This window comes from Arenibacter troitsensis, from assembly GCF_900177645.1.
Classification (GTDB): domain Bacteria; phylum Bacteroidota; class Bacteroidia; order Flavobacteriales; family Flavobacteriaceae; genus Arenibacter; species Arenibacter troitsensis.
On sequence record NZ_FXAO01000001.1, the window covers coordinates 891,160 to 915,524 of the forward strand.

Sequence of the window (24,365 nt, forward strand, 5' to 3'; positions counted from 1 at the left end):
TTTGCCAACCACAAAACTAATTTATTCGTTTGAGATATTTCGTCCAATTTTCTTATCAGGGCAGGTCGTATCACGGTTGGCAAAGACAGCCCAATGCAATAAGCGTACAAGAGGTTTTGGAAAATGCTTTTTCCTTAATTTTACGGGAAACGGTATCTTTGACAGGGGCGGGGAGGACAGATGCTGGGGTCCATGCCAGGGAAATGTACGCCCATTTTGATTCTGATGCTTTATGTGAAGGTTCAGAATTGGTTCATAGGTTAAACGCCTATCTTCCGGAAGACATAGCCATTGTTTCCATTTTTGGAGTTCCATGGGAGGCACATGCCCGCTTCGATGCTACAGAGCGTACATACGAATATTGGATAGTACAAAATAAGAATCCCTTTTTGGTAGAAGGGGCCTATTATGTGAAATATCCGTTAAATATAGAGCAGATGAACAAGGCTGCAGCTATTTTAGTGGCTCATAAGGATTTTGAATGTTTTTCAAAATCCAATACGGATGTAAAAACTTATCTCTGTGATGTTAGGAAGGCCCAATGGACCAAAGAAGGAGACAAGTTGGTTTTTACCATAACCGCCGATAGATTTTTGAGGAATATGGTCCGTGCCATCGTAGGAACCCTATTGGATGTTGGTCTGGGCAAATCTTCCCCGACGAACATGGAACATATATTGGCCAGTAAGGATAGGGGACAGGCCGGGGTTTCGGTACCTGCAAAAGGATTATATTTGACAGCGATAAAATATCCAAAAAATATTATTGATCACCATGGATAAGGATACGGGGAAAGCATTTGATTATAGACTGTTTAAGCGCTTGCTTAGGCATGTTAGGCCATATTTAATTACATTTTATGGAGTTGCCATAGCAGCAATCCTACTCTCTGGTTTTGCGGTTTTAACGCCCATTTTGGTGGGGGAGATAGTTGATAATGCCATTACCAACAAGGATGGTCAAAAATTATTGACCTTGACCCTGGCCATGGTAGGTGTACTTTTAGGGGAAGTTTTAAGTCAGCTGTATTTTAATTATTACGCCAATTGGTTGGGAGAATCCGTTATTAAGGATATACGGATAAAACTTTTTAATCATCTTATGGGGTTTAAGATGAAGTATTATGATAATTCCTCCATTGGTTTGTTGGTTACCCGTGCGGTGACGGATATGCAGAGGATAGGCGAGATTTTTAGCGAAGGTTTTTTTGTGATTGTGTCCGATCTACTAAAAATGTTGGTAGTGGCCATTGTAATGATCGTGGCCAATTGGAAACTGTCGTTGATCGTATTTGCCGTGTTGCCTATAATTTTATATGCAACTCGACTGTTTCAAAAGGCCATGAAGGTTGCTTTTATTGAGGTTAGGGCCCAAGTTTCGAACCTAAACTCCTTTGTTCAGGAACGCATTACAGGAATGAAGATAGTACAGTTGTTTACCAGGGAGGAAATAGAAAAGGAAAAATTCAGGGAAATCAATGAAAAACATCAAAATGCCTGGTTAAGAACGGTATGGTACAACTCTATATTTTTCCCAGTCGCAGAAATTGTCTCATCTATTACCGTAGGATTGATAGTTTGGTACGGGGGATTGCAGAATGTTGCCAATATAAGCCAAGAGGAATATGGTACCATTTTTATGTTCATACTACTGTCTAGTATGTTGTTCCGTCCACTGCGTCAAATTGCAGATAAGTTCAATACCCTTCAAATGGGTATGGTTGCGGCAAATAGGGTATTTAAAATATTGGATACCGATAGTAATATTCAAGATGCAGGAACTATAGAAAAAGCAAGTGTTAAAGGGGATATTGAGTTTCAAAATGTCCGCTTCGGTTATCTGGAAAATGAGGAAGTGTTGCACGGAATTTCATTTAAAGTAAAAGCGGGAGAGACCATTGCCATAGTAGGGGCCACAGGAGCCGGAAAATCTACCATTATAAACTTACTCAATCGCTTCTACGAAATTAATTCCGGAGCTATATTAATCGATGGTATCAATATAAAGGACTATAAGTTGACATCCTTAAGGTCTAAAATTGCCGTGGTTTTGCAGGATGTATTTCTATTTGCCGATACCATTGCCAATAATATTTCCTTAAAGAATGATGACATCACCATAGCGGATATGGAAGAGGCTGCCAAGCAGATTGGTGTGCATGGATTCATTTCTAGCCTACCAGGGGGGTACACCTACAATATTAAGGAAAGGGGTACTATGCTTTCCAGTGGCCAACGACAATTGATAGCCTTCCTTAGGGCCTATGTAAGCAATCCCAGTATTTTGGTTTTGGATGAGGCTACTTCCTCGGTAGATACCTATTCCGAGCAGTTGATACAACTTGCAACAGAAAAGATTACTGAAGGGCGTACTTCAATTATTATTGCCCATCGTTTGGCGACCATTAAAAAGGCCGATAAAATATTGGTAATGCAGGACGGCTTAATAGTAGAGACCGGGACCCATAAAGAACTATTGAAGCAAAAAGGGTATTATCAAAATTTATATGAAGCCCAATTCTTGGCCGAAGAGGTAGCCTAGGATTGCACTTAAGGTAGTGCAATTAAAGTAAGTCCGATTTTATTAAACTGGAAAGTTCTTCCAAATCCTTGAACAGTACAAATTCTCCGTTCTTTATATAGGATATAAGGCCCGTTTCCTCACTGACTATAATGGCCAGGGAATCTGTTTTTTCTGTTATGCCAACGGCCGCCCTATGTCTTAGGCCAAACCGTAAGGGAATGGAGCGTTCATTGGAAACGGGAAGGATTACCCGGGTAGCCACTATATAATTATCCTCAATAACTACTGCGCCGTCATGTAAGGGGCTGTTCTTGTAAAAAATACTTTCCAGAATGGGCTGGGTAATTTCAATACTCATTTTGTCCCCGGTAGACTTAACAAAGTCCAAGGAATTATTTCTGGCAATAATGATCAGGGCACCAGTTTTGGTGCTTCCCATTTTTTCGCATGCTGCAACAATTGCATCCACGTTGGTCCCTATGGTAAGTCCGTCTTCCTTTAGGAATTTAAAGTGTTTTAAAAAGTTGCGTTTGGAGGCCAAATTGGTAGAGCCCACCATTAACAGAAACTTTCTGATTTCCTGCTGGAAAACAATGATAAGGGCTATAAGTCCTACTTGCATAAAACCACCGACCATGCTGCTTATCATTTTCATATCCAAAACTTCGGTCAACTTCCAAAAAGCCCAAACAATAACGATACCAATAAATATATTAATGGCTACGGTTCCACGGACTAATTGGTAGACATAATACATTAGTATAGCCACCAAAAAGATGTCTATAATATCTGTAACACTAAAATCTAAGAAGTTTAAAAAATCCAATCCTGTGGTTTTTGTAAAAATAGGAAATAAGCTATAACCTCAAATTAAATTCGAAAAAATGTTTTGGCTCTTTTTTGAACAATTTTTTACTAGCGGAGCATAAAAATTGGGTATTAATGTTCTTTGGTACCATTAATGGCATTAAATAATTGGATACATTCCATTGCTTCCTTAACATCGTGTACCCTTAAAATTTTGGTTCCTTGGGTAAGTGCGTACATATGTAGCGCAGTACTGCCGTTCAAAGCATGTTCCGGACTGGTTTGGAGTAGTCTGTAAATCATGGATTTTCTGCTTATTCCAGTCAAAATGGGCAGGTCTATGTTGTGAAGCAGATTAAAATTTTTGAGAATTTCATAGTTCTGTTCCAAGGTTTTTGCGAATCCAAAACCGGGATCAATAATGATGTCGTTAATACCTGAAGCCCTGGCCAGGGCTACTTTTTCCGAAAAATAAAAGAGTATTTCCCCCAATAAGTTTTCGTAATGGCTCATGCCCTGCATGGTTTTGGGACTACCTTTCATATGCATCATTATATAGGGAGCTTGGTGCTTCCCAACTATTTCCAATAATTTTGGATCCAAATCGCCGGCAGAAATATCGTTGATTATTGCCGCACCTAGGCCCAGGCATTCTTCGGCAACCCTACTTCTAAAGGTGTCAATGGAAATAATTATGTTTGGGAACTGCTTTATCAAGAGATCAACAATGGGGGTAATTCGAGCCAGTTCCTCTCTTTCATCTACATGATCGGCACCTGGCCTGGAACTATAAGCGCCAATATCTATGAAACTTGCCCCATTGGCCAACATAGTTTCTACCTGGGCAATAATCTCTGTTTTGCCTTTGTATTTACCACCATCAAAGAAGGAGTCGGGAGTAATATTGATTATTCCCATTACTCTGGGGGTGTTTAAGTCCAATAAGTTTCCTTTGCAATTGATGGTCATGTTTTTTATACGATAAAGGGGAGTAAAACTTTTGGTAGTTAAGTTTAAATCTCGATTTTTGAATAGTTTAAAATTTTAAGCGAAATTTACACAAATTAGAAAGATTAAATGCATAATACTTCCGAGCAATACAATGCCGTTATTAAAGTTTGTAGGGAACTTTTCCTGAAAAAGATGCAAGATTACGGTAGTGCATGGCGAATATTAAGGCTTCCATCACTTACAGATCAAATTTATATCAAGGCGCAACGCATTAGAAGTTTACAGGAGAATGAAGTGCGAAAGGTGGATGAAGATGAGGTTTCCGAGTTTATCGGAATTATTAATTATTCCATCATGGCCTTGATTCAAATCGAAAAAGGAGTAGTTGATCAACCAGATCTTTCTGCAGGGGAAGCTGTTGCCTTATTTGATAAGCACATTGCCATCACAAAAACCTTAATGGAAAACAAGAACCACGACTATGGGGAAGCCTGGAGGGAGATGAGAGTGAGTTCACTTACAGATTTAATTTTGCAGAAGTTGTTGCGGGTTAAGCAAATAGAGGACAATAAAGGAAAAACATTGGTCAGTGAAGGGATAGGTGCCAACTATCAGGATATGATCAATTATGCCGTATTTGCAATGATACATCTCGGAGAAAAGACAACATCTTAATTTCCATATTTGACCCTGGCTAAAAAGGCCGACAATTAATAATATCTAGTAATTTATAAAAATCGGAATCGTATTATAATATGAAGTATATAGTGACTTTGTGCCGTTTAATTGTTGGCGTTTTATTTATTATCAGCGGATTTATTAAATTGAACGACCCCGTTGGGTTTTCTTTTAAGTTGGAGGAATACTTTAGTCCGGGAGTATTGGATTTGGGATTTTTGATGCCCTATGCATTGGGAATTTCTATTTTTGTGGTAATTCTGGAGGTATTGTTAGGGGTAATGTTATTGATAGGTTTCAGAGCTAGAATTACCGTTTGGAGCCTGCTTTTGATGATCATTTTCTTTACTTTTCTTACCTTTTATTCCGCATATTTTAACAAGGTTACCGATTGTGGCTGTTTTGGGGATGCCATAAAATTAACACCTTGGGAATCCTTTACCAAGGACGTGGTTTTATTAGTGCTTATTGTTATACTTTTTTTAAAGTCAAAGTATATCGGATCGCCTTTTGGTGATAGTTCCAAAAGACTTATTGTAGGGATTAGTTTATTGGTTAGTGCTATCTTTGCATATTATGTGCTTAATCATTTACCGGCTTTGGATTTTAGGCCATATAAGATTGGGGCAAATATTGAGGAAGGCATGAGCATTCCGGAGGACGCCCCTGTTGCCATTTTTGATTACAGTTGGAAGTTTAATGTGGGTGGAGAGGAAAAGGTAGTGGTTACCAATGGGGATTATCCTGCTGTGGATGGGGAGTTTATTGGAGTGGAAACCGAGGAAATCCAGAAAGGATACGAGCCTCCCATCCATGATTTCACTATTGAAATGGATGGCGAGGATATGGCAGCCTCGTTGTTACAGGAACCTAAATTGGTTATGGTAATAGCTTATGATCTTGCTAAAAGCAATTATAGTACTTACAATGAGATAAAGGAAGTGACGGATAAGGCAATAAAGAACGGTTATAAGGTTATAGGGATGTCCGCCTCTGGAAAGGATTATACCCAAAAAATGAAAAAGGAATATCAATTGGGTTTTGATTTTTATTTCACTGACGAAACCACTTTAAAAACTATAGTACGCTCCAATCCCGGAGTTTTGGTTTTGGAAAAGGGAACCATTATCCAGAAAGTTCATTACAATGACTTGGAGGAATTGAAGTTTGAGTAATTTTGTGGGAGAGCCTTTCAAATAAACATGAATTAGCCTTAATTGTATAAAGGAACAATATAAATTAGAATTAAAATGAGAAGTAAAATAGTAGCAGGAAATTGGAAAATGAACAAGGATTTAGCGGAAACAGAAGTTTTGTTGGCAGAACTTTCCGCTAAACTTCCAGATACCAAGGCAGAGGTGATGGTGGCACCTACATTTGTGAATTTGAGTGCTGCGGTGGAAAAATTAAAATCATCCACTATTGAGGTAATTGCACAGAACATGCATTATGCGGAAAATGGCGCCTACACGGGTGAAATATCGGCCAATATGCTATTGGGAATTGGGGTAAATACTGTAATTATAGGTCATTCCGAGCGGAGGGCTTATTTTGGTGAGACTGATGGGATTTTAGCCAAGAAAGTGGTAGCTGCCCTGGCAAATAATATGAGGGTAATGTTTTGCTTTGGGGAAGAGTTGGAGGACCGTAAGTCTGGTAACCACTTTAAAATCGTTGAAAGCCAACTGAAGAATGCATTGTTTTCATTGGATGCCTCGGCCTGGAGCAAAATAATTCTGGCCTATGAACCGGTTTGGGCCATTGGTACCGGAGAAACCGCTTCGCCGGAACAGGCACAGGAAATGCACGCATTTATTCGTAAGACTATTACCAATGCATACGATGCAGGTATAGCAAACAATGTTTCCATACTATATGGAGGTAGTGTTAAACCTAATAATGCCGTCGAGATTTTTTCCAAACCAGATGTAGATGGTGGTTTAATAGGGGGAGCTTCATTGGTGGCAGACGATTTTATTGCCATAATTAAAGGAATAGCTTAAGATTTTTAAGATTAATATTTGGATTCAAACCAAGTGCAATTCACTATTTCCAAGGTTTGGAGGCAACAAAATAATATAAAAGGCCCGTTGAAGTTTCAACGGGTCCTTTTACTGTAAAAGGGTGTCTAATTAAGGTGTTTAAAGAAATGTCGAATTCTATATATCTAGAGTATAATTTTAAGGTAACCCCAGTTCAACCCGCTTCGGATATTCTTATTGCGGAATTGGGAGAAGTGCAATTTGAAAGTTTTGTAGAAACTGAATTTGGGGTTCAGGCATATATTAAAAAGGAAGATTGGTATCCGAATATTCTTGACGGCCTACAGATTCTTTCCAATCCCTTGTTTAATATTGATTATGATTATTCCGAGATAGAACAGGAGAACTGGAACGCCACTTGGGAAAGTAATTTTAATCCTATTCAAGTAGGCGACCAATGCGTGGTTAGAGCTCCCTTTCACGAAAAGCCCGAGGTATTATATGATATCGTCATTGAACCGAAAATGAGTTTCGGGACTGGTCATCATGAAACAACCTTTATGATGTTACAGCATATATTGGAGCATGACTTTAAAGGTAAATCCGTTTTGGATATGGGGAGCGGAACCGGGGTTTTGGCTATTTTGGCGGCCATGAAAGGAGCAGTTGCCATAGATGCCATAGATATAGATAACTGGTGTTACCTAAATGCCAAAGAAAATGTGGAGCGCAACAATTGCAGCCATATTAATGTTTACGAAGGAACTGCCGATATGTTGATAGACCAGCAATACGACATTATTATAGCCAATATTAATAGAAATATTTTGTTGGAAGATATTCCAACCTATGTGAAATGTCTAAAAAAAGGTGGGATATTATTTGTAAGTGGTTTTTATAAGGAGGATATTCCTCAGATTTCGGAAAGATGTAAGAAAGTAGGGTTAAAATTTGAAAAAAATCTGGAAAAGAATAATTGGGTTGCCGTAAAATATGTATTTTAGAAGGTATTAAAATTGAATTCTATGAGTACAAAGGAAAAAGTCTCGGAAGAATTACTTTTGGATGAGGAGACTGTAAAGCAAAATGAGATTGTTTTATTCAATGATGAGGTTAATACTTTTGATCACGTTATTGAAACTTTAATAATGGCCTGTGACCATACTCCGGAACAGGCGGAGCAATGTTCCCTTATTGTACATTACAACGGTAAATGTACGGTAAAGACTGGGGAATACAACGATTTAAAGCCTAGGTGCAGTAAGCTTCTGAATGCTGGACTAAGTGCTGAAATTGTTTAAAAATTAAAAGCTGTGAACCTCATTTTTATTAGTGAAACTCAATTTTGAGAAGTCAGTAAGATGCACTGAAAATTGCAAGTTGAACTAATCCCGCCTTTTTCGTCGATTCCTATTATTGGGTTCAGGGCTTGTCCTGAGGTTTAATACTTTTTTTTATAAGCCCAATGGCGTACTGATGCTAGAAGCAGTTTGGGTATATCCGTTTTCCTATAAATAATTTAATAAATTAGGTTTGTGGGTATAGATAAAAGATCTCCACAATGTTGGTCTATACCTATAGAATTAATGTGGCAATTTCTTCTGGAGTAGGCCGTAGGTGAAAGTGCCCAATAGGGCAGCTGCAATTACAATAAACATACTAAAAACACCAGTACCTACCAAAATGTACATAGGTCCTGGGCAGGCCCCTGCCAATGCCCAACCAAATCCAAAGATGGTACCACCAAGGATATACCTTGCAAGCCCTTTATCTTTTGGAGCCAAATCTATGTCTTTGCCTTCAATACTTTTTATCCTGAATTTTTTAAAGAGCCAAATAAATAGAACACCCAAAAACACTGCAGACCCAATTATTCCGTACATATGAAAGGCCTGAAATTTGAACATTTCATAGATACGGTACCAGGATACGGCTTCCGATTTTACCAGTACTATCCCGAAAAAGATACCTACCAACAAGAATTTTAAGAATTTCATTTTGTTTATATTATGTACTTTTTGGCGAGATCAATTTCTCCAACCTTAAGTTTATTTTTAATTGTTGTTACTATAACTTTATAATCGAATATTTATCCTGTCCTAAAGACGTTGTATTTATTAATTTTCGATTTTAAGATCCAAAAATTAAGGGCAGAATAAAGAAGGTCATTATTAGGCCGCCCACAAAAAAACCTATTACAGCTATCAGGGAAGGCAGTTGAAGGTTGCTTAGACCGGTTATGGCATGACCTGAAGTACACCCTCCGGCATATCTGGTACCAAAGCCCACTAAAAAACCTGCAATGACCAATATCGCAATCCCTTTTAAGCTCAACACATTTTCCCAACTATAAATTTCGGGGGGTAAAAGCATTTCCCCGGCATTATTGAATCCCAATTCTTTTAGGTCCGAAATGGTTTCGGCGCTCAACGCAATGGCGGAACCATCGGACAAATATTGGGTAGCTATAAATCCACCTAGGATTGCTCCAAGAACTACGGTCAGATTCCAGCGCTGGGCCTTCCAATCCAACCGGAAATAGTCCGAAAATTTACCAGCACCACCAATGCTGCAAAGTGTCTGTAAATTGGAGGACATGCCAAAAGTTTTGCCGAAATACACCAAAATAAGCATTACAAGGGCAATCAAAGGCCCAGACACATACCATGGCCACGGTTGAAGTATATAGTCCATATTATTTATTAAGACGCAAATATAAAGTTATCTAAAATTCTCTTTGTAACAATTGTTACACAAGGGATTTTGGAGCTTCAATTTCCATTATTTTAATTCAGGACTATCTCGTCTACAAATAACCAACTTTTTCCTCCGGGGTTTGGATGCCAGGATGGGTTTTTAAGTTGACTTATTACTTCTACTTTAACGTACGTAGATTTGGTTGGGGGTATGTTAAGATCGAAAAATTGGAATTTGGTATCCGAGTTCGGTTTTTCCGTTGGAAGGTTTTCAGTGTGGACAAGCTTAAAATTTTGTCCATCCTGTGATACCCATACTTTGAAGCCCTTAGGGTAAAAAATCCACTTCTCGGGAGAGGAAAATGCCCCGACCGATACCGTAGATATCAATTCCTCTTTTTGCAGTTTTAGAGTGGCGGCAAAACTACTGCCTTCATATCCTATCCAATTGCCGTCTACAAAGTTGCTGCTCCCTCTTTTTAGATCTATCAAGGTGTTTCCGCCATTTCCCTTGTATTTTTCGTTGGGTTTGTTGCTTAGGGTAATGGAATTGGGCAGAATATTCGATTTTTTAAAACTGACGGTTTTTACGGGACTTAATTCCCACCCCGGTTTATGGCTAACAGCTTTTAGCAGGGTAGAGGCAGTAAGTACAATGGGGGCATTATACCTGGTTGAAGTGGTATCTGGTTCTGAACCATCCAAGGTGTAGTAGAGGTCCACTCCCTTAAAAAAATAATCCAGGGTCACTTCAATTGAATCCTTGAAGAAATCCGTATCGGCAATTATGGATGGTGCATCCAAGCTGGATGGCGTAAAAAGATCCTCGCTGATACTTACGACATTAACATTGATATGTTTGCTGCTAAAGCTATCCAATGCTTCTTTGGTGATCATGGAATTCCATGGATATAAAGTTTTTAACCCTTTAAGTGCGGTCAACTTTTCTAGACCCAGATCCGTAATATCGGTTCCATAAATATTTAGGGACTCCAGGTGTTCCAAATCCCCAATAACTTCCATGGATTTATCCGTGATCTTGGTATTTTGCAGTTGTAGTTTGGTGAGGTTTTTGAAGGAATTGAGGTATGAAGAAATGGTGTCATTGAAATTGGAGTTGCCCAAATTGAGTTCAACAATGTTTTCTGCATACTCTTTTAATGCTTTTAAATCCTTTTTTTCCAAACTTTTATTGCCGGACAAGTTGGCAATTAATAGGGGGTTATTTTCTGCCAATTTTGTGACCATTGGTCCATTGATGTTTATGGCAGCCAACCAGTCTTCGGGAACCATTGCTACTTTTTTTGCAATTAGTGCCCTGGTAGTGGTATCTTCCTCCAAAGAATTTAAAATGGTGTTGATCTTTTCGGTTTTATCCAAAGTCCCGGCCACACAGTCAAAACAATTTTCATGACCAATCCACCATTCCAACAATTGAATTTCCTGATTGGTTAACTGTACCTTGCCCTTTGGGGGCATATGGTCATCGTCTTCCATGGGCAATTTAATGTGGTGTATCAATCTGGGATCTTCGCCCTTTTTGGCAACCAATAAGCTGCCAGATTCTCCCCCTAAAAGTAGTTGCTCTTTGGAGGTCATAATTAAGCCTCCCTTAACCTTGTTGGGGTTGTGGCAACTTACACACTTATCATCCAGAATTGGCATTATGATGTCATTGAATACCAAAGCATTGTCAACGTCTGTTATAACTACCTTTTTCGCTTTTTCATTTTTGTACAGATAGTCCTCCCCATGGGTCATACTGCCTCCATAATGCCCGGTTAGGCCCAATAATGCCATTACGCAGATAAATAGGGGTAGGTACATATTTTTTGACCAGGTCTTGGGGTACTTTTTAATAAAATATAAAAGGACACTGCCTATGGCCAATCCAACGGCCATCCATCGATGTCTAAACAACAAGGTTTCATCATAACCCCCATTCTCACCCAATAACCAACCACTGGCTACTGATAGGACTGAACTCAAAGCAGCAATGGCAAGGGTGAAAATGATAATATTGTTCTCTGTTTCGGAATCTTTCTTTCTAAAGTATAGTTCCATTAGAAAGGCCAATACAAGAATGCCAATTGGCAAATGTACCAAAAGGGGATGAAGGCGACCAAGGCTTATAATCTGTAGTATCATTTTTTGGTTTATAAGTTTAGGTTAGGATATCCTTTACAATATGGCCTTCCACGTCTGTTAATCTAAACCTTCTTCCCTGGTATTTATAAGTTAATTTCTCATGGTCTATTCCCAATAAATGCAACATAGTTGCTTGAAAATCGTGAACGTGCACCGGATCCTTAACAATATTGTATCCAAAATCATCTGTTTCTCCATAGACGATTCCGGGTTTAATACCTCCTCCGGCCATCCAAATAGTGAAGGATCTTGGATGATGGTCCCTGCCGTAATTGGTATCTGTTAAAAGACCTTGAGAATAATTGGTCCTTCCAAATTCTCCTCCCCAAATCACCAGGGTATCCTCCAATAATCCACGCTGTTTTAGATCGGCTACCAGAGCTGCAGAGGCTTGGTCCACATCTTTGGCCTGTTTGGCTATGGCCCCTGGAAGATTGTCATGCTGGTCCCAACCCATATGGTATAATTGGATAAAACGTACGTCTTGCTCCGCCAATCTTCTTGCCAAAAGGCAATTTGCTGCATAGGTTCCGGGAATTTTTGCTTCGGGCCCGTACATTTCATAGATATAATCAGGTTCATTGGCAGTATCCATTACATTGGGGACCGAGGTTTGCATCCTGTATGCCATTTCATATTGGGCAATTCTACTTTTTATTTCAGGATCACCGGAATCTTGATAATGCTTGTCGTTCAATGCCGCCAAATTGTCCAACATTTCGCGTTTAACCTCTTTGGTAATGCCCTTGGGATCGTTCAGATATAGAACGGGATCCTTGGCTGCCCTAAATTGAACACCTTGGTGCAGGGAGTGTAAAAAACCATTTCCCCATAACCTGGTATATAGTGGTTGTCCGTTGGGTCTTCCGGTACCCCTGGACAATAGGACTGTGAATGCAGGGAGGTTTTCATTTTCACTTCCCAGACCATAGCTTAGCCAAGAACCAATACTGGGCCTTCCCGGTTGTTGGGAGCCGGTCTGGAAGAACGTTACCGCGGGATCGTGGTTGATGGCCTCAGTATACATTGATTTTATAATACATAGCTCATCGACCATTTTGGCAGTATAGGGCAGAATATCACTTATGTAGGTGCCGTTTTTACCGTGCTGGCTAAAATTGTGCAGGGAACCGACCAAGGGAAATTTATCCTGTCCGGCAGTCATCCCCGTAAGGCGCTGTCCGTTTCGGATAGATTCCGGGAGATCTTCCCCCCGCCTTTTGTTCAATAGTGGTTTATAGTCAAAAAGTTCCAGTTGGGAAGGTCCCCCACTTTGAAACAAATAGATTACCCTTTTAACTTTGGCAGGGTGATGCAACGAATTTAAAATTCCTTTAACCCCTTCCAAGCTATCATCCTTGGTAAGTAGGCCATTTTCATCCTTTCTAAAGAGGTTGGCACCTAAAAGGGATGCCAAGGCTACCCCACCTACCCCTAAGGCCGTTTTGCCTAAAAAGGACCTTCGGTTTAAAATCAAGGATCGTTCTTCTATAATTTTTTTTTCGCTCATGATCAACCCCTGGTTATAGTTTCGTCTAAATTTAAAATAGTATGTGCCGTTAATGCCAATGCGGCCAATTGATTTTTGGAATAGGAACTATCTATTTCGTAATCTCCAATGGACAGATAGTCCTTTGGGTCTATACCTTCTTCATCCACCTTTTGGAGCATGCTATTGTAATAATTGTTCAACATGGACAATTCTTCTTCATCCGGAGATCTGGACGTAGCCAGTTTAAAAATGTACTTTATTTGATCATTAATTTCTTTATTACGATCAATGGCATTTTTTGCAATGAGCCTTGATGCCTCAATGATTTGGGGGTCGTTCAACAATACCAATGCTTGCAACGGAGTATTTGTTTCTTGACGTTTAACGGTACATAGATCCCTGGATGCCGCATCAAATGTCATCATACTGGGTGGGGGAACAGTCCGTTTCCAAAAGGTATATAAACTTTTTCTATATAGATCTTTTCCGGTGCTGGTAATATAGGTAGCCGTGCTTCCTCCGCCACCTCCGGTAGTGGCCTCCCAAATACCGGCGGGTTGATAGGGCTTAACGCTTGGTCCTCCCACTTCCGTGTTGAGCAATCCGCTGATCTTCAAGGCTTGGTCCCTTATTAATTCGGCTGTTAACCTTAATCTTGGAGCGCGTGCCAAAAGCCTGTTTTCCGGGTCTAATTCCTGTAATTCTTTGGATATCTTGGTACTTTGTTGATAAGTAGCCGAAAGGGCCATATATTTTAATATTTTTCTTGAATCCCAACCTTCTTCCTTTAATTTAATGGCAAGAAAGTCTAGCAATTCGGGATGTGTTGGCAATGAGCCCTGATTGCCAAAATCGAAGGAAGATGCCACCAAGCCAGTACCGAACATGCGTTGCCAAAATCTATTCACGGTGACCCTGGCAGTTAAAGGGTTGTCTTCATGGAAAAGCCATTTTGCCAGCCCCAATCGGTTTTTGGGATATTCCTCAGGGAAAGGGAGTATGGATTCGGGGGTGTTGGGGTATACCTGGGTAGTAGGCTGGTCGTAAACGCCTCTGTTCAGGATGTAGGATGGTCTAATTTCCTCCATTTCGTTCATGATCATGACCGGAACTTCCTTCATGGCGGATTTTTGGAGCTGAACAAAGCTTAATACACCATTCTTTTCTTTTTCTGTAATGGTCATATATGGCTTTGGAATTTTTCCGGCCCCACCTGGTGTTAATCCCAATTCATCAATATTATTGAAGAAACTGAACAGTTCGAAGTGGTTTTTTTGACTTATGGGGTCATATTTGTGATCATGGCAGCGGGCACATTCAAAAGTTAGGCCCAGGAAAGCGGTGCCAAAGGTCACTGTCCTGTCTTCTACATATTCAATGCGATATTCCTCAGGAATAACCCCGCCCTCAAAGGTAATCTTATGATTCCTGTTAAAGCCTGTGGCAAGAATCTGTTCGGCATTGGCGTTGGGCATGAGGTCTCCCGCCAATTGATAGGTGACGAATTGGTCATAGGGCATGTTCTGTTTAAAGGCGTGAATTACCCAATCGCGCCATGGCCACATGATTCGTTCAAAATCGTCCTGATATCCATGAGTGTCCGCATATCGGGCAATATCCATCCATTCAGCGGACATGTGCTCTGCGTAGTCCATAGTATTTAAAAGGGAATCTATAGTTTCCTCATAGGCAGTGGGGGAGTCGTTGTTGATGAAGTTGTTTATCTGTTCCACGCTTGGTGGAAGCCCGGTTAGGTCGAAGAATACTCTTCTTAGCAATTTTTCTTTTGTAGCTTTTTCACTGGGTTGCAGACCGTTTTGTTCCAGTTGAGCCAAAACAAACTGGTCAATTTCATTTTGGGCCCAGTTGGCATTGATGGTTTTTGGTACAATTGGCTTTTTTGGTGCAATAAATGCCCAATGTTCCTTGTATTCGGCTCCTTGATCTATCCATTTTTTTAAAATCTCCTTTTCGTACTTGGTTAGGGTAAGGTTGGATTCTGGAGGCGGCATCATTAAGGATTCGTCTGTGGTGTATATCCTATTGACCAATTCACTTTTTTCAACATCGCCGGGAACAATGGCATAGTGGTCCTTCTTTTTACCCAAGGCCATATAGGCATCTTCGGCCGTGTTCAAGGATAGTCCGCCCTCTATGGCATTTTTATCGGGACCGTGGCATTTGAAGCATCTATCCGATAGGATTGGTTTTACGTGAAAAGTAAAGTCTATTTTATCCGGAACCCTCCCGTTCATCTCATTGTTAGCCGCCGTTTCTGAGGTCTGCACTCCAGAGTTGCAGCTAAAGGAGATCCAAACAGGAATGAATACCAGTAGCGTATACAGCCCATTTAAGGAGTGGTTAAAGTAATTACTTATAGGTTTGGCCAACATAAGGTTGTAGATGGATTATATATTCTAAATTAACTAGTTTACAATTGTTTAACGGTAAATTTCGACAAATGACCATCCATGGTAGCTAAATGCAGCCAAAAAAAGAGAATAAACTGTAATTAGGAAGGTTTATTCCATATCGTCATGTAGAATTTTGCTTTTAACTTCGTTCAAGTAACTACGGCCAATAGTGTACCTAATGCCCTGTACTTCCAGGCTGTTGCCTTCAATGGCATCTATCTTGTTGATGGCCACGGTATAGGACCTATGTATTCTGATAAATTTGTCTGCAGGAAGTTCTTCGGTAAAACTGCTCAAGGTCTTATGAATAATATATTTGTTGGCCTTGGTCTTTATCCTGATATAATCTTTTAGGCTTTCAATGATAATAATGTCATCTAAATAAATTTTTTGCAACTTCTTCTTATCTACCTTTACGAAAATACTGGGATTGTCATTGGTGCCAGTCAATTCTGTTTTGGGAGTACCTTCCTTTAAATTAATTATTCTATTAACGGTCTTTAAAAATCTGTGGAAGGGTATGGGTTTCACCAAATAGTCTATGGCTTCCAATTCAAAACTTTTGAGGGCATAATCTTCATGGGCCGTTGTCATTACGACCATAGCTTTTGAATTCACACTGCCAAGGAGATCAAGGCCGTTCATAATAGGCATATTGATATCTAGAAATACAATGTCTACTTCATTTCTTTGTAAAAAAGTAGAAGCGTCAATTGCGTTGGTGAAGGTTTGAACCAACTCCAGTTCCTTAATCTGTTCCGCATAGTTTTTTAATATGTTGATTGCCAGTGGTTCATCGTCAATAATTATAACCTTAAAACTCATTACACCTTTAATTTAAGAATAACGTTAAACATTTTGTCCTTTTCAAAGATAGACAGATTGTAATCTTTGGGTTTGTAGCCTAATTCCAAACGTTTTTTTACATTGGAAAGTCCAATCCCACCAACTTCCGGATTTATTGTGCTGCGCGACTTATTTTGAGGAATACTATTACTGATTTCAAAATTCAGGATGTTGTCCACAACTTCCAAATTTATTTTTATGTACATATTGCCAATGTTTTTACTGGCTCCATGTTTAAAACTGTTTTCTATAAAGGGCATTAATAGCATGGGAGCAATTCCCTTTCCTTCAATATCGCCAGAAATATTCATGTCAATTTGTAAGGAATTGTCAAATCGGATACGCTCCAAATCAATATAGTTTTGGATGCATTCAATTTCTTTCGACAGATCCTGATAGGGTTTGTCCGTTGCGTACAGCAAGTAACGCATTAATTCTGATAACCTTAGGACCAACTGTGGTGCCCTGTCCGATTTTTCTAAAGTTAGGGAATATATGTTGTTTAACGTGTTAAAGAAGAAATGTGGTGAAACCTGCGACCTTAAAAATTTTAATTCCGTGGTCAACTGCCTTTTTTCCAGTTCGTGAAGTTTGCTGTTTTCATTTAACCAGTCTACTGTAATTTTAATGGCCGTTACAAACGACATTACATAAAGTTCTCCCAACATGGTAACAATGGCGTAATTCAAAGTAAGGCTTTCAACGTCCCCCGCTTCTGGCATTACGTTATTGCTTACCAAATAATAAGTGAGGTTGAATTTTACCAATAGACCTACGAACAAAGAGGCCAGGAGTAAAAAAGTATATGTGATATAACGTTTGGTGTAAACGAATTTGGGCATCAAAAAATAAATATTGAAGTATGCCAAGGCCATATGTATTGGGAAACCCAATAGGTTGGTTTTTATGGAGTAGGCAAAATCCTGGTGTAGATTTCCCCAACGGAATATATTAAAGAGGATATATACGGCCCAAAAAATAATATGGTGCCTGTAATTTATATTGAATTCACCGGAACTATTTCTACCAAGTAATTTATGATTCAGGGTTTTGATTGGTATTATCATTGAAAACAGTCTTAATTTCTAAAATAAGGCGTTTGGCTTTACGGGTTGGTTGTTGGTCTAAATTTATTCCATTTCCTGAAAAAAATATCAAATATTTAATTCAGGTAAGTGGAATCAACTGGTTGGTTTTTGTTTATTTTATGAATTACCCCTCAAGCCGACTTGAAAATTTGGGGAATTTATAAAAAAAAATAAGAGTTGTTGCCCATGGAATGAAAAAACACAGGGATGTGGTGTTTTTTAACTTTAAAAAATAAAAAAAAACACACAGGTTGACGAACTTTTTGCTTCAACTCTAAAAATTTATTTGAATGGATGTAATTGATGTAGTAATTATTGTAGCCTATATAATTCTGACCCTCTTTGTGGGTATTTGGGTTTCAAAAAAGGCATCCCAAGGGTTGAAGTCGTATTTTTTGGGGGGAAACAATATAAAATGGTATTATTTGGGGCTAAGTAATGGTTCCGGTATGTTCGATGTTTCCGGTACTGCCTGGATGGTAGGGATTTTATTTCTGTACGGGGTCAAAAGTTTTATGTTCATGTGGTTATGGCCAATTTGGAACCAAATCTTTGTTATGATGTTTTTGGCCGTTTGGATCAGACGATCCAATATTATGACTGGATCGGAATGGATACTTACCCGCTTTGGCGACGATAGGGCTGGACGGGCCTCCCACAGTATAGTGGCCGTATTTGCCATAGTTGCCGCCGTAGGATTTATTGCCTATTTTTTTGAAGGTGTTGGTAAGTTTTTGACTATTATTTTACCATGGGATATGGCTTTGCATATAGGGGAGATGGTTTTGTTGACCTCCGAACAGTCCTATGCCATGATTATCATATTTTTAACCACGATCTATACTGTAAAGGGAGGGATGTTCTCTGTGGTAGCTACAGAAGTACTGCAATATATCATCATGGTTATTGCGGGTGTACTTGTAGCGGGCTATGCTTTTTTTGCTTTTTCAGATGTAGAGATCAATTCGGTAATAAGCGCCGAATGGAAAAACGTATTTTTCGGTTGGGAATTGGGAACTCATTGGGACCAGGAATTTCAGGCATTTAATGATTTGATCGATTCCGAAGGTTATAAGATGTTCGGGGCCTTGATAGGGATGACCCTATTTAAAGGTTTCTTTGCCAGTATTGCCGGACCAACACCTAGTTATGATCTTCAGAGAATATTGTCTACCAGAACGGTCAAAGATGCGGCATATATGAGTGGGTTTACCAATTTGGTGTTGTTTATTCCGAGGTATTTGCTAATAACCGGTATCGTGGTCATTGCCTTGGTGGTATTAACCCCGGAGATGATCGTTAACCCTGGACTTACGGGCGCAGAATTGGAGGTTCTTCTGCCTAAGGTAATCAACTTTCATGTGCCTGTAGGAATAAAGGGCTTGTTGTTGGCGGGCTTGCTCGCAGCTTTTATGTCAACTTTCTCTGCCTTTGTGAATGCCGGCCCCGCTTATTTGGTCAATGATATTTATAAAAAATACTTTAGGCCGGAAGCATCGCACAAGCATTATATTAAAGTAAGTCATATAGCGTCTTTTTTGGTGGTGATTTTAGGTGTTATTATGGGGTTTTTCGCAGATTCCATCAATTCTTTGACACTTTGGATAACAAGTGCCCTTTTTGGGGGCTATGTTGCGGCCAATTTTTTAAAATGGATCTGGTGGCGATTTAACGGCTGGGGCTATTTTTGGGGAATGTTGTCCGGTTTGGTTATTGCTTCCCTGCAATTTGTACTGGATAACAACAAGGGCAATTTTACCGAGGGTAGTATGTTGTACGATCTTTCCCATGTACATGCCATATACCTGTTCCCTATTATTTTTGGGGTTTCCATGTTGGGTTCGTTTTTAGGAACCTATTTTAGCCCTGCAACAGACAAGGAAGTATTAAAATCCTTTTACAAAAATGTGAAACCTTGGGGTTGGTGGAATCCGATATATAAGGAATTGAAAGCAGAAGATCCCACCTTTGAAAAGAACAATGAGTTTTGGTTGGATATGATGAACTGTGCCATTGGTATTGTTTGGCAGTCCAGTATGATAGTGCTCCCCATTTATTTTATGATCAGGGATTACCCTAAAGCGATCATTGCATTGGTTGTTTTCGGCATCACTTCCACAATTTTAAAATTCACTTGGTTGGATAGGGTTAGGAAAATACCCAATTAGAATAAAATTGATATGCCCTTGATCAATTTTTTGAATAGTTTAAATTAGGGATAAAAAAGTTTAATTATAATTTATAAATCAGAATAAAGTGAGGAACATTCCATGGCAAGAAAGGCCTGCCCATAGTGCAGATGTAGTTTGGAGATATACGGAGAACCCTGTGGTTAAGAGAGACGCAATTCCTTCTTCCAACAGTATTTTTAATAGCGCTGTAGTACCATTTCAAGATGGCTTTGCCGGGGTCTTCCGTTGTGATAACAAAGCGGTGCAAATGAATATTTTTGCCGGTTTTAGTAAGAATGGGATAGATTGGGATATTAACCATGAGCCCATTGAGTTTCAGGCCGGAAATACCGATATGATCGAATCTGACTATAAATATGACCCTAGGGTGGTATTTATTGAGGATAGGTATTGGATAACCTGGTGCAACGGATACAACGGTCCAACCATAGGTATAGGGTATACCTTCGATTTTAAGGAGTTTTTTCAATGTGAAAACGCCTTTTTGCCCTTTAATAGGAATGGCGTATTATTTCCTGAGAAAATAGATGGTAAATATGCCATGTTGAGTCGCCCAAGTGATAATGGGCATACCCCATTTGGAGATATATACATTAGTTATAGTCCAGATATGAAATATTGGGGGGAACACCGATGTGTAATGAAGGTGACCCCTTTTGTGGATAGTGCGTGGCAGTGCACCAAAATTGGGGCAGGACCAATTCCTATACTGACCGATGAGGGTTGGTTGACCTTTTACCATGGGGTCATAAATACCTGTAACGGATTTAGGTATTCCATGGGAGCGGCTATTTTGGACAAGGATCGTCCAGATCAGGTACTATATAGAACCAAGCCTTATTTATTATCTCCACAGACCAATTATGAATGTGTGGGCGATGTGCCCAACGTAGTGTTTCCATGTGCCGCACTGCATTCAATCGAAGAGGACAAGGTTGCCATTTATTATGGGGCGGCTGATACCGTTACCGGTTTGGCCTTTGGACGTATATCCGAAATTGTGAAATTCACGAAGGAGAATAGTTTGTAATCCGTGTTTTTTCGCAGGGATCGTGCTTTAAAAATAAAAATTATAAAAATTAAAATATGAAGACCACTTTTTCCATCCAAATCAGAACCTGGTTATTGGCTCTTTTGCTATTATGCACTGGTTTTACCACGCTAAGTAGTCAGGAGCAGGTACCAAGAAACTACATTGCTTTTAAGGCAAGTGAAGCACTGGCCATAGATGGGAAGGCGGATGATGCCTCTTGGCAAAAAGCACCTTGGTCACAGGATTATATCGATATCGAAGGAAAACTGATACCTGATTACAGGACCAGGATGAAAATGCTATGGGACAATGAGTACCTTTATGTTTTTGCGGAAATGGAGGAGCCTCATGTATGGGCTACCTTAAAAGAACGGGACACCGTTATTTTCTACAATAATGATTTTGAGATTTTTATAGACCCGGACGGGGATACCCACAATTATTATGAATATGAAATGAATGCCCATAATACACTTTGGGATTTGTTTTTGACCAAGCCGTATAGGAACCATGGCAAAGTAGTGGATAGTTGGGATATACAAGGGGTGAAATCGGCGGTAAGTATTGATGGTACACTGAATAATTCATCCGATTTGGACAAGGGCTGGACGGTGGAAATAGCCATTCCATGGAAGGTGATCACGGAAGCCAGCAGTAACGGCAAAGTACCCGAGAACGATTTTTGGAGGGTCAACTTCTCCAGGGTAAATTGGAAATTTGATCTAACGGATGGACGGTACTCCAGGAAAAAGGATGATAACGGCAAGTTTATGCCCGAATATAACTGGGTGTGGTCGCCTCAGGGAGTTATTAATATGCATGAACCGGAGCATTGGGGCTATGTATATTTTTCATCCGAAGAGGCCGGTGGAAAGGCCAATTTCAACATTCCTAAGGACGATTATATAAAATGGCACTTGTATTCGCTTTACAGGGGAGTTTTACAAGGGAAAAAGGACGCTGAAAAATTGGTGGAAATGCCCAAGACTATTCTGGACAAGACTGTTAAGCCAAACCTGGACAAGCATCGGTTTGGATATAATATTTGGGTAAAAAGTCCATTTACCGGTAAAATATTGACTATCAAGGAAGATGGGGAATTTCGTAGTGTGGATAAATAAAAAATGATATCGTAATACAAACTATAGGGCTGGTCAATGGAAATGAATAAAGGGAGTAAAATGAAAAAGACAATAATTCAAAGCTTTTTAGTGATTCTGCTAGTTCTCCTGATGGGGTGTGGAGAGGAGAGCAAAACTATTTTTACGGAGAATGATCTAAGTATTGTTCCCAAACCTTTGGAAATGAAATTTAACCAAGGGGCATTTAGGTTTACCAAGGACACCAAATTGGTGGTGGAGAAGGATAAAGCCCATGTCCTAGAAGCATTGCAAAATAAATTTGTTTCGGCAGCCGGATGGAAATTGGAAGTGGTAGAGACGGTGCCTAGTAGGAATTTTGTACTATTATCCATAGATCCGTCCTTGGCCGAGGAGGACTACAATCTAAAAGTAACGGATGATCAGGTGATTATTGAGGCCCAAGGTTATAATGGATTCTTGTATGGTTTGGAAACGATTAGACAATTACTTCCGGTTGCCATAGAAAGTAAAAGCGTGGTTGCCAATATTAATTGGGATATTCCCCATGTGGAAATAAAGGATAGTCCTCGTTTTAAATGGCGAGGTTTTATGTTGGATGTTTCTAGGCATTTTTTCGACAAGAACTATGTTTTGGCCACTATAGATCAATTGGCATTGCTGAAGATGAACACCCTACATCTTCATTTGGTAGATGACCAAGGCTGGCGTATAGAAATAAAAAAATATCCAAAATTAACAGAAATAGGAGGCTTTAGGGTGGACCAAGAGAATAAGCCTTGGAATGCTAGACCAACTCCTGAATTGGGGACTGAGACCACATATGGTGGATTTTATACCCAGGAAGATATTAAAGAAATTGTGGCTTATGCCGAGAGCAGGGGCGTAACTGTGGTTCCCGAAATTGAAATGCCCGCCCACGTCATGAGCGCTATAGCGGCTTATCCTGAATTATCATGTTTCCAAAATCCGATCATGGTACCTTCCGGAGGGGTATGGCCCATCACTGAAATATATTGTGCTGGGAAAGATTCAACTTTCGAGTTTTTGGAGAATGTTTTATTGGAGGTGATGGAATTGTTTCCCTCACAATACATTCATGTAGGCGGTGATGAGGCTGCCAAGACCAATTGGAAGATATGTCCTGATTGCAAAAAAAGAGTGGCAAAAGAGGGCTTGGCCAATGTTGAGGAACTTCAAAGCTACTTTATTCAGCGCATGGAACGTTTTTTAAGTTCCAAGGGAAGAATTTTATTGGGTTGGGATGAAATATTGGAAGGTGGCTTGGCTCCGGGCGCAACCGTTATGAGTTGGCGAGGGGTAAAAGGTGGCTTGGAGGCCTCCGAAGCCGGCCATGATGTAGTTATGACCCCTAATTCACATTGTTATTTTGATTATTACCAAGGGGACCAAGATGCAGAGCCCTTGGCTTGGGGTGGTAATTTACCGCTAAGTAAGGTCTATCAATTTGATCCTGTGGTTGAAGGGATGAGTGAGGAGCAGGCCAAGCATGTTTTGGGAGGTCAGGCTAATTTATGGACGGAATACGTCCCGACCAATGACCAAGCGGAGTATATGACCTATCCGCGTTTGGCTGCCTTGGCAGAAGCTGTTTGGAGTAGCAAGGATAATAGAAATTGGGACGATTTCTCAAACAGGGTAAGCAGTCTTTTTAAGAGATATGGCGCTATGGGGGTCAATTATGCCAAAAGTGCCTATCAGGTAACTACGGAGACTTCGGTCAATACTGAAAACGCAGTTATTTCAATCGCCCTTATGTCGGAATTCCCCAATGCAGAGATTCGCTATACTATAGATGGTAGTGATATTACTTCGGCTTCTGAAAAGTATACTACTCCTATAGACATCAAAAATACGACTACCATTAAGGCCCAAGTTTTTAAAGAAAATCAACCTGTTGGTGCCTTATATGAAAAAACGATCACCTATCATAAAGCTGTTGGGAAACCCGTAAACTATATCAATAAATATCACGACAGTTATCAGGGAGCCAAAGAATTGGGGATGGTGAATGTAGTTCGCGGTTCCAAAAATTTTCACGACGGACAATGGCAAGGATGGTTGGGTGATGATATGGAATTGGTGATCGATATGGAGTCTCCTACGGAATTGGAAAAAATATCTGTTGGTGCTTTGGAAAATCAAGGTTCTGGGATCTACTTTCCAATTCAAGTGGAAGTTTTCCTTTCGGATGATGGCAAAACCTTCAAAAGTGCAGGAATCGTGAAACGGGATTATGCGGCAAACAATGGTTCGGAATTAAAGGATTTTATAATCGAAATAGAGAGACAAACCACTAGATACATTAAGGTAAAGGCAACAAATTTGGGTACTCCGCCCACAGGAGGTGGCTCTTGGATGTTTATAGATGAGGTGGTTGTGGAGTAGTTTGGG

20 protein-coding genes are annotated in these 24,365 nt (G+C 39.9%); 11 read left to right on the forward strand and 9 right to left on the reverse strand.

What is annotated here, in order from left to right; translation table 11 throughout:
- Nucleotides 1–29 precede the first annotated feature (29 nt).
- Nucleotides 30–782 (forward strand): tRNA pseudouridine(38-40) synthase TruA, encoded by a 753-nt coding sequence (gene truA, locus B9Y87_RS03595; protein ID WP_085496211.1) that lies wholly within the window; start codon nucleotides 30–32, stop codon nucleotides 780–782.
- Nucleotides 775–2,541 carry an ABC transporter ATP-binding protein gene (locus B9Y87_RS03600; RefSeq protein ID WP_085496213.1) on the forward strand — a complete coding sequence of 589 codons (1,767 nt, stop codon included), beginning with the start codon at nucleotides 775–777 and terminating at the stop codon, nucleotides 2,539–2,541. The genes truA and B9Y87_RS03600 overlap by 8 nt, the downstream gene beginning before the upstream one ends.
- Nucleotides 2,542–2,563: 22 nt before the next feature.
- Here B9Y87_RS03600 and B9Y87_RS03605 read toward each other — a convergent pair whose 3' ends face one another.
- Nucleotides 2,564–3,349, reverse strand: coding sequence for a diadenylate cyclase (locus tag B9Y87_RS03605; RefSeq protein WP_085496214.1), 786 nt, complete (start codon nucleotides 3,347–3,349; stop codon nucleotides 2,564–2,566).
- A gap of 113 nt (nucleotides 3,350–3,462) precedes the next feature.
- Complete coding sequence (gene folP, locus B9Y87_RS03610) at nucleotides 3,463–4,299, reverse strand: dihydropteroate synthase (protein WP_085496215.1); 837 nt, start codon at nucleotides 4,297–4,299, stop codon at nucleotides 3,463–3,465.
- Nucleotides 4,300–4,407: 108 nt separating this feature from the next.
- On the opposite strand from folP, the gene B9Y87_RS03615 reads away from it, so the two are divergent.
- From B9Y87_RS03615 to B9Y87_RS03635, 5 genes are all read left to right on the forward strand, one after another.
- Complete coding sequence (locus tag B9Y87_RS03615) at nucleotides 4,408–4,956, forward strand: DUF1599 domain-containing protein (protein ID WP_085496216.1); 549 nt, start codon at nucleotides 4,408–4,410, stop codon at nucleotides 4,954–4,956.
- An 80-nt stretch (nucleotides 4,957–5,036) separates the two neighbouring features.
- Complete coding sequence (locus B9Y87_RS03620) at nucleotides 5,037–6,134, forward strand: BT_3928 family protein (protein WP_085496217.1); 1,098 nt, start codon at nucleotides 5,037–5,039, stop codon at nucleotides 6,132–6,134.
- 75 nt (nucleotides 6,135–6,209) lie between these two features.
- Nucleotides 6,210–6,962 (forward strand): triose-phosphate isomerase, encoded by a 753-nt coding sequence (tpiA, locus tag B9Y87_RS03625; protein ID WP_085496218.1) that lies wholly within the window; start codon nucleotides 6,210–6,212, stop codon nucleotides 6,960–6,962.
- Between the two features lie 146 nt (nucleotides 6,963–7,108).
- Nucleotides 7,109–7,945, forward strand: a complete 837-nt coding sequence (prmA, locus tag B9Y87_RS03630) for a 50S ribosomal protein L11 methyltransferase (protein ID WP_085496220.1) — start codon at nucleotides 7,109–7,111, stop codon at nucleotides 7,943–7,945.
- Nucleotides 7,946–7,966: 21 nt separating this feature from the next.
- Nucleotides 7,967–8,242 (forward strand): ATP-dependent Clp protease adaptor ClpS, encoded by a 276-nt coding sequence (locus tag B9Y87_RS03635; protein WP_072862636.1) that lies wholly within the window; start codon nucleotides 7,967–7,969, stop codon nucleotides 8,240–8,242.
- Nucleotides 8,243–8,524: 282 nt separating this feature from the next.
- Here the strand turns inward: B9Y87_RS03635 and B9Y87_RS03640 are convergent, their stop codons facing one another.
- From B9Y87_RS03640 to B9Y87_RS03670, 7 genes are all read right to left on the reverse strand, one after another.
- Nucleotides 8,525–8,938, reverse strand: coding sequence for a DUF6691 family protein (locus tag B9Y87_RS03640; RefSeq protein WP_085496222.1), 414 nt, complete (start codon nucleotides 8,936–8,938; stop codon nucleotides 8,525–8,527).
- Between the two features lie 133 nt (nucleotides 8,939–9,071).
- A complete protein-coding gene (locus tag B9Y87_RS03645) occupies nucleotides 9,072–9,635 on the reverse strand; it encodes a YeeE/YedE family protein (protein ID WP_085496224.1) in 564 nt (187 codons plus the stop codon).
- 92 nt (nucleotides 9,636–9,727) lie between these two features.
- Nucleotides 9,728–11,785 carry an FN3 associated domain-containing protein gene (locus B9Y87_RS03650; protein WP_085496226.1) on the reverse strand — a complete coding sequence of 686 codons (2,058 nt, stop codon included), beginning with the start codon at nucleotides 11,783–11,785 and terminating at the stop codon, nucleotides 9,728–9,730.
- A gap of 16 nt (nucleotides 11,786–11,801) precedes the next feature.
- Nucleotides 11,802–13,295: a DUF1501 domain-containing protein gene (locus B9Y87_RS03655; protein WP_072862643.1), complete on the reverse strand. Its 1,494-nt coding sequence runs from the start codon at nucleotides 13,293–13,295 to the stop codon at nucleotides 11,802–11,804.
- A gap of 2 nt (nucleotides 13,296–13,297) precedes the next feature.
- Nucleotides 13,298–15,670 carry a PSD1 and planctomycete cytochrome C domain-containing protein gene (locus tag B9Y87_RS03660; protein WP_085496228.1) on the reverse strand — a complete coding sequence of 791 codons (2,373 nt, stop codon included), beginning with the start codon at nucleotides 15,668–15,670 and terminating at the stop codon, nucleotides 13,298–13,300.
- Between the two features lie 129 nt (nucleotides 15,671–15,799).
- Entirely contained in the window at nucleotides 15,800–16,516 is a 717-nt protein-coding gene (locus tag B9Y87_RS03665; RefSeq protein WP_085496229.1) for a LytR/AlgR family response regulator transcription factor, read from the reverse strand.
- Nucleotides 16,516–17,604: a sensor histidine kinase gene (locus B9Y87_RS03670; RefSeq protein WP_085496231.1), complete on the reverse strand. Its 1,089-nt coding sequence runs from the start codon at nucleotides 17,602–17,604 to the stop codon at nucleotides 16,516–16,518. The genes B9Y87_RS03665 and B9Y87_RS03670 overlap by 1 nt, the downstream gene beginning before the upstream one ends.
- A 311-nt stretch (nucleotides 17,605–17,915) precedes the next feature.
- Here B9Y87_RS03670 and B9Y87_RS03680 point away from each other — a divergent pair, with 311 nt between their 5' ends.
- The 4 genes from B9Y87_RS03680 (at nucleotide 17,916) to B9Y87_RS03695 (ending at nucleotide 24,359) form a co-directional block, all read left to right on the forward strand.
- Nucleotides 17,916–19,793: a sodium:solute symporter family protein gene (locus tag B9Y87_RS03680; RefSeq protein ID WP_085496235.1), complete on the forward strand. Its 1,878-nt coding sequence runs from the start codon at nucleotides 17,916–17,918 to the stop codon at nucleotides 19,791–19,793.
- Between the two features lie 88 nt (nucleotides 19,794–19,881).
- Nucleotides 19,882–20,847 carry a glycoside hydrolase family 130 protein gene (locus B9Y87_RS03685; RefSeq protein WP_085496236.1) on the forward strand — a complete coding sequence of 322 codons (966 nt, stop codon included), beginning with the start codon at nucleotides 19,882–19,884 and terminating at the stop codon, nucleotides 20,845–20,847.
- A 56-nt stretch (nucleotides 20,848–20,903) separates the two neighbouring features.
- Entirely contained in the window at nucleotides 20,904–21,971 is a 1,068-nt protein-coding gene (locus tag B9Y87_RS03690; protein ID WP_085496238.1) for a carbohydrate-binding family 9-like protein, read from the forward strand.
- 60 nt (nucleotides 21,972–22,031) lie between these two features.
- Entirely contained in the window at nucleotides 22,032–24,359 is a 2,328-nt protein-coding gene (locus tag B9Y87_RS03695; protein ID WP_085496654.1) for a glycoside hydrolase family 20 protein, read from the forward strand.
- Nucleotides 24,360–24,365 lie beyond the last annotated feature (6 nt).

Coding starts and splice junctions, on each gene's coding strand:
- folP (WP_085496215.1), bottom strand. CDS start 4,299: ATGACCATCAATTGCAAAGGAAACTTATTGGACTTAAACACCCCCAGA.
- B9Y87_RS03665 (WP_085496229.1), bottom strand. CDS start 16,516: ATGAGTTTTAAGGTTATAATTATTGACGATGAACCACTGGCAATCAAC.
- B9Y87_RS03680 (WP_085496235.1), top strand. CDS start 17,916: ATGGATGTAATTGATGTAGTAATTATTGTAGCCTATATAATTCTGACC.
- B9Y87_RS03600 (WP_085496213.1), top strand. CDS start 775: ATGGATAAGGATACGGGGAAAGCATTTGATTATAGACTGTTTAAGCGC.
- B9Y87_RS03615 (WP_085496216.1), top strand. CDS start 4,408: ATGCATAATACTTCCGAGCAATACAATGCCGTTATTAAAGTTTGTAGG.
- B9Y87_RS03670 (WP_085496231.1), bottom strand. CDS start 17,604: ATGATAATACCAATCAAAACCCTGAATCATAAATTACTTGGTAGAAAT.
- prmA (WP_085496220.1), top strand. CDS start 7,109: ATGTCGAATTCTATATATCTAGAGTATAATTTTAAGGTAACCCCAGTT.
- B9Y87_RS03645 (WP_085496224.1), bottom strand. CDS start 9,635: ATGGACTATATACTTCAACCGTGGCCATGGTATGTGTCTGGGCCTTTG.
- B9Y87_RS03635 (WP_072862636.1), top strand. CDS start 7,967: ATGAGTACAAAGGAAAAAGTCTCGGAAGAATTACTTTTGGATGAGGAG.
- B9Y87_RS03660 (WP_085496228.1), bottom strand. CDS start 15,670: ATGTTGGCCAAACCTATAAGTAATTACTTTAACCACTCCTTAAATGGG.
- B9Y87_RS03640 (WP_085496222.1), bottom strand. CDS start 8,938: ATGAAATTCTTAAAATTCTTGTTGGTAGGTATCTTTTTCGGGATAGTA.
- B9Y87_RS03690 (WP_085496238.1), top strand. CDS start 20,904: ATGAAGACCACTTTTTCCATCCAAATCAGAACCTGGTTATTGGCTCTT.
- B9Y87_RS03695 (WP_085496654.1), top strand. CDS start 22,032: ATGAAAAAGACAATAATTCAAAGCTTTTTAGTGATTCTGCTAGTTCTC.
- B9Y87_RS03655 (WP_072862643.1), bottom strand. CDS start 13,295: ATGAGCGAAAAAAAAATTATAGAAGAACGATCCTTGATTTTAAACCGA.
- B9Y87_RS03620 (WP_085496217.1), top strand. CDS start 5,037: ATGAAGTATATAGTGACTTTGTGCCGTTTAATTGTTGGCGTTTTATTT.
- B9Y87_RS03650 (WP_085496226.1), bottom strand. CDS start 11,785: ATGATACTACAGATTATAAGCCTTGGTCGCCTTCATCCCCTTTTGGTA.
- tpiA (WP_085496218.1), top strand. CDS start 6,210: ATGAGAAGTAAAATAGTAGCAGGAAATTGGAAAATGAACAAGGATTTA.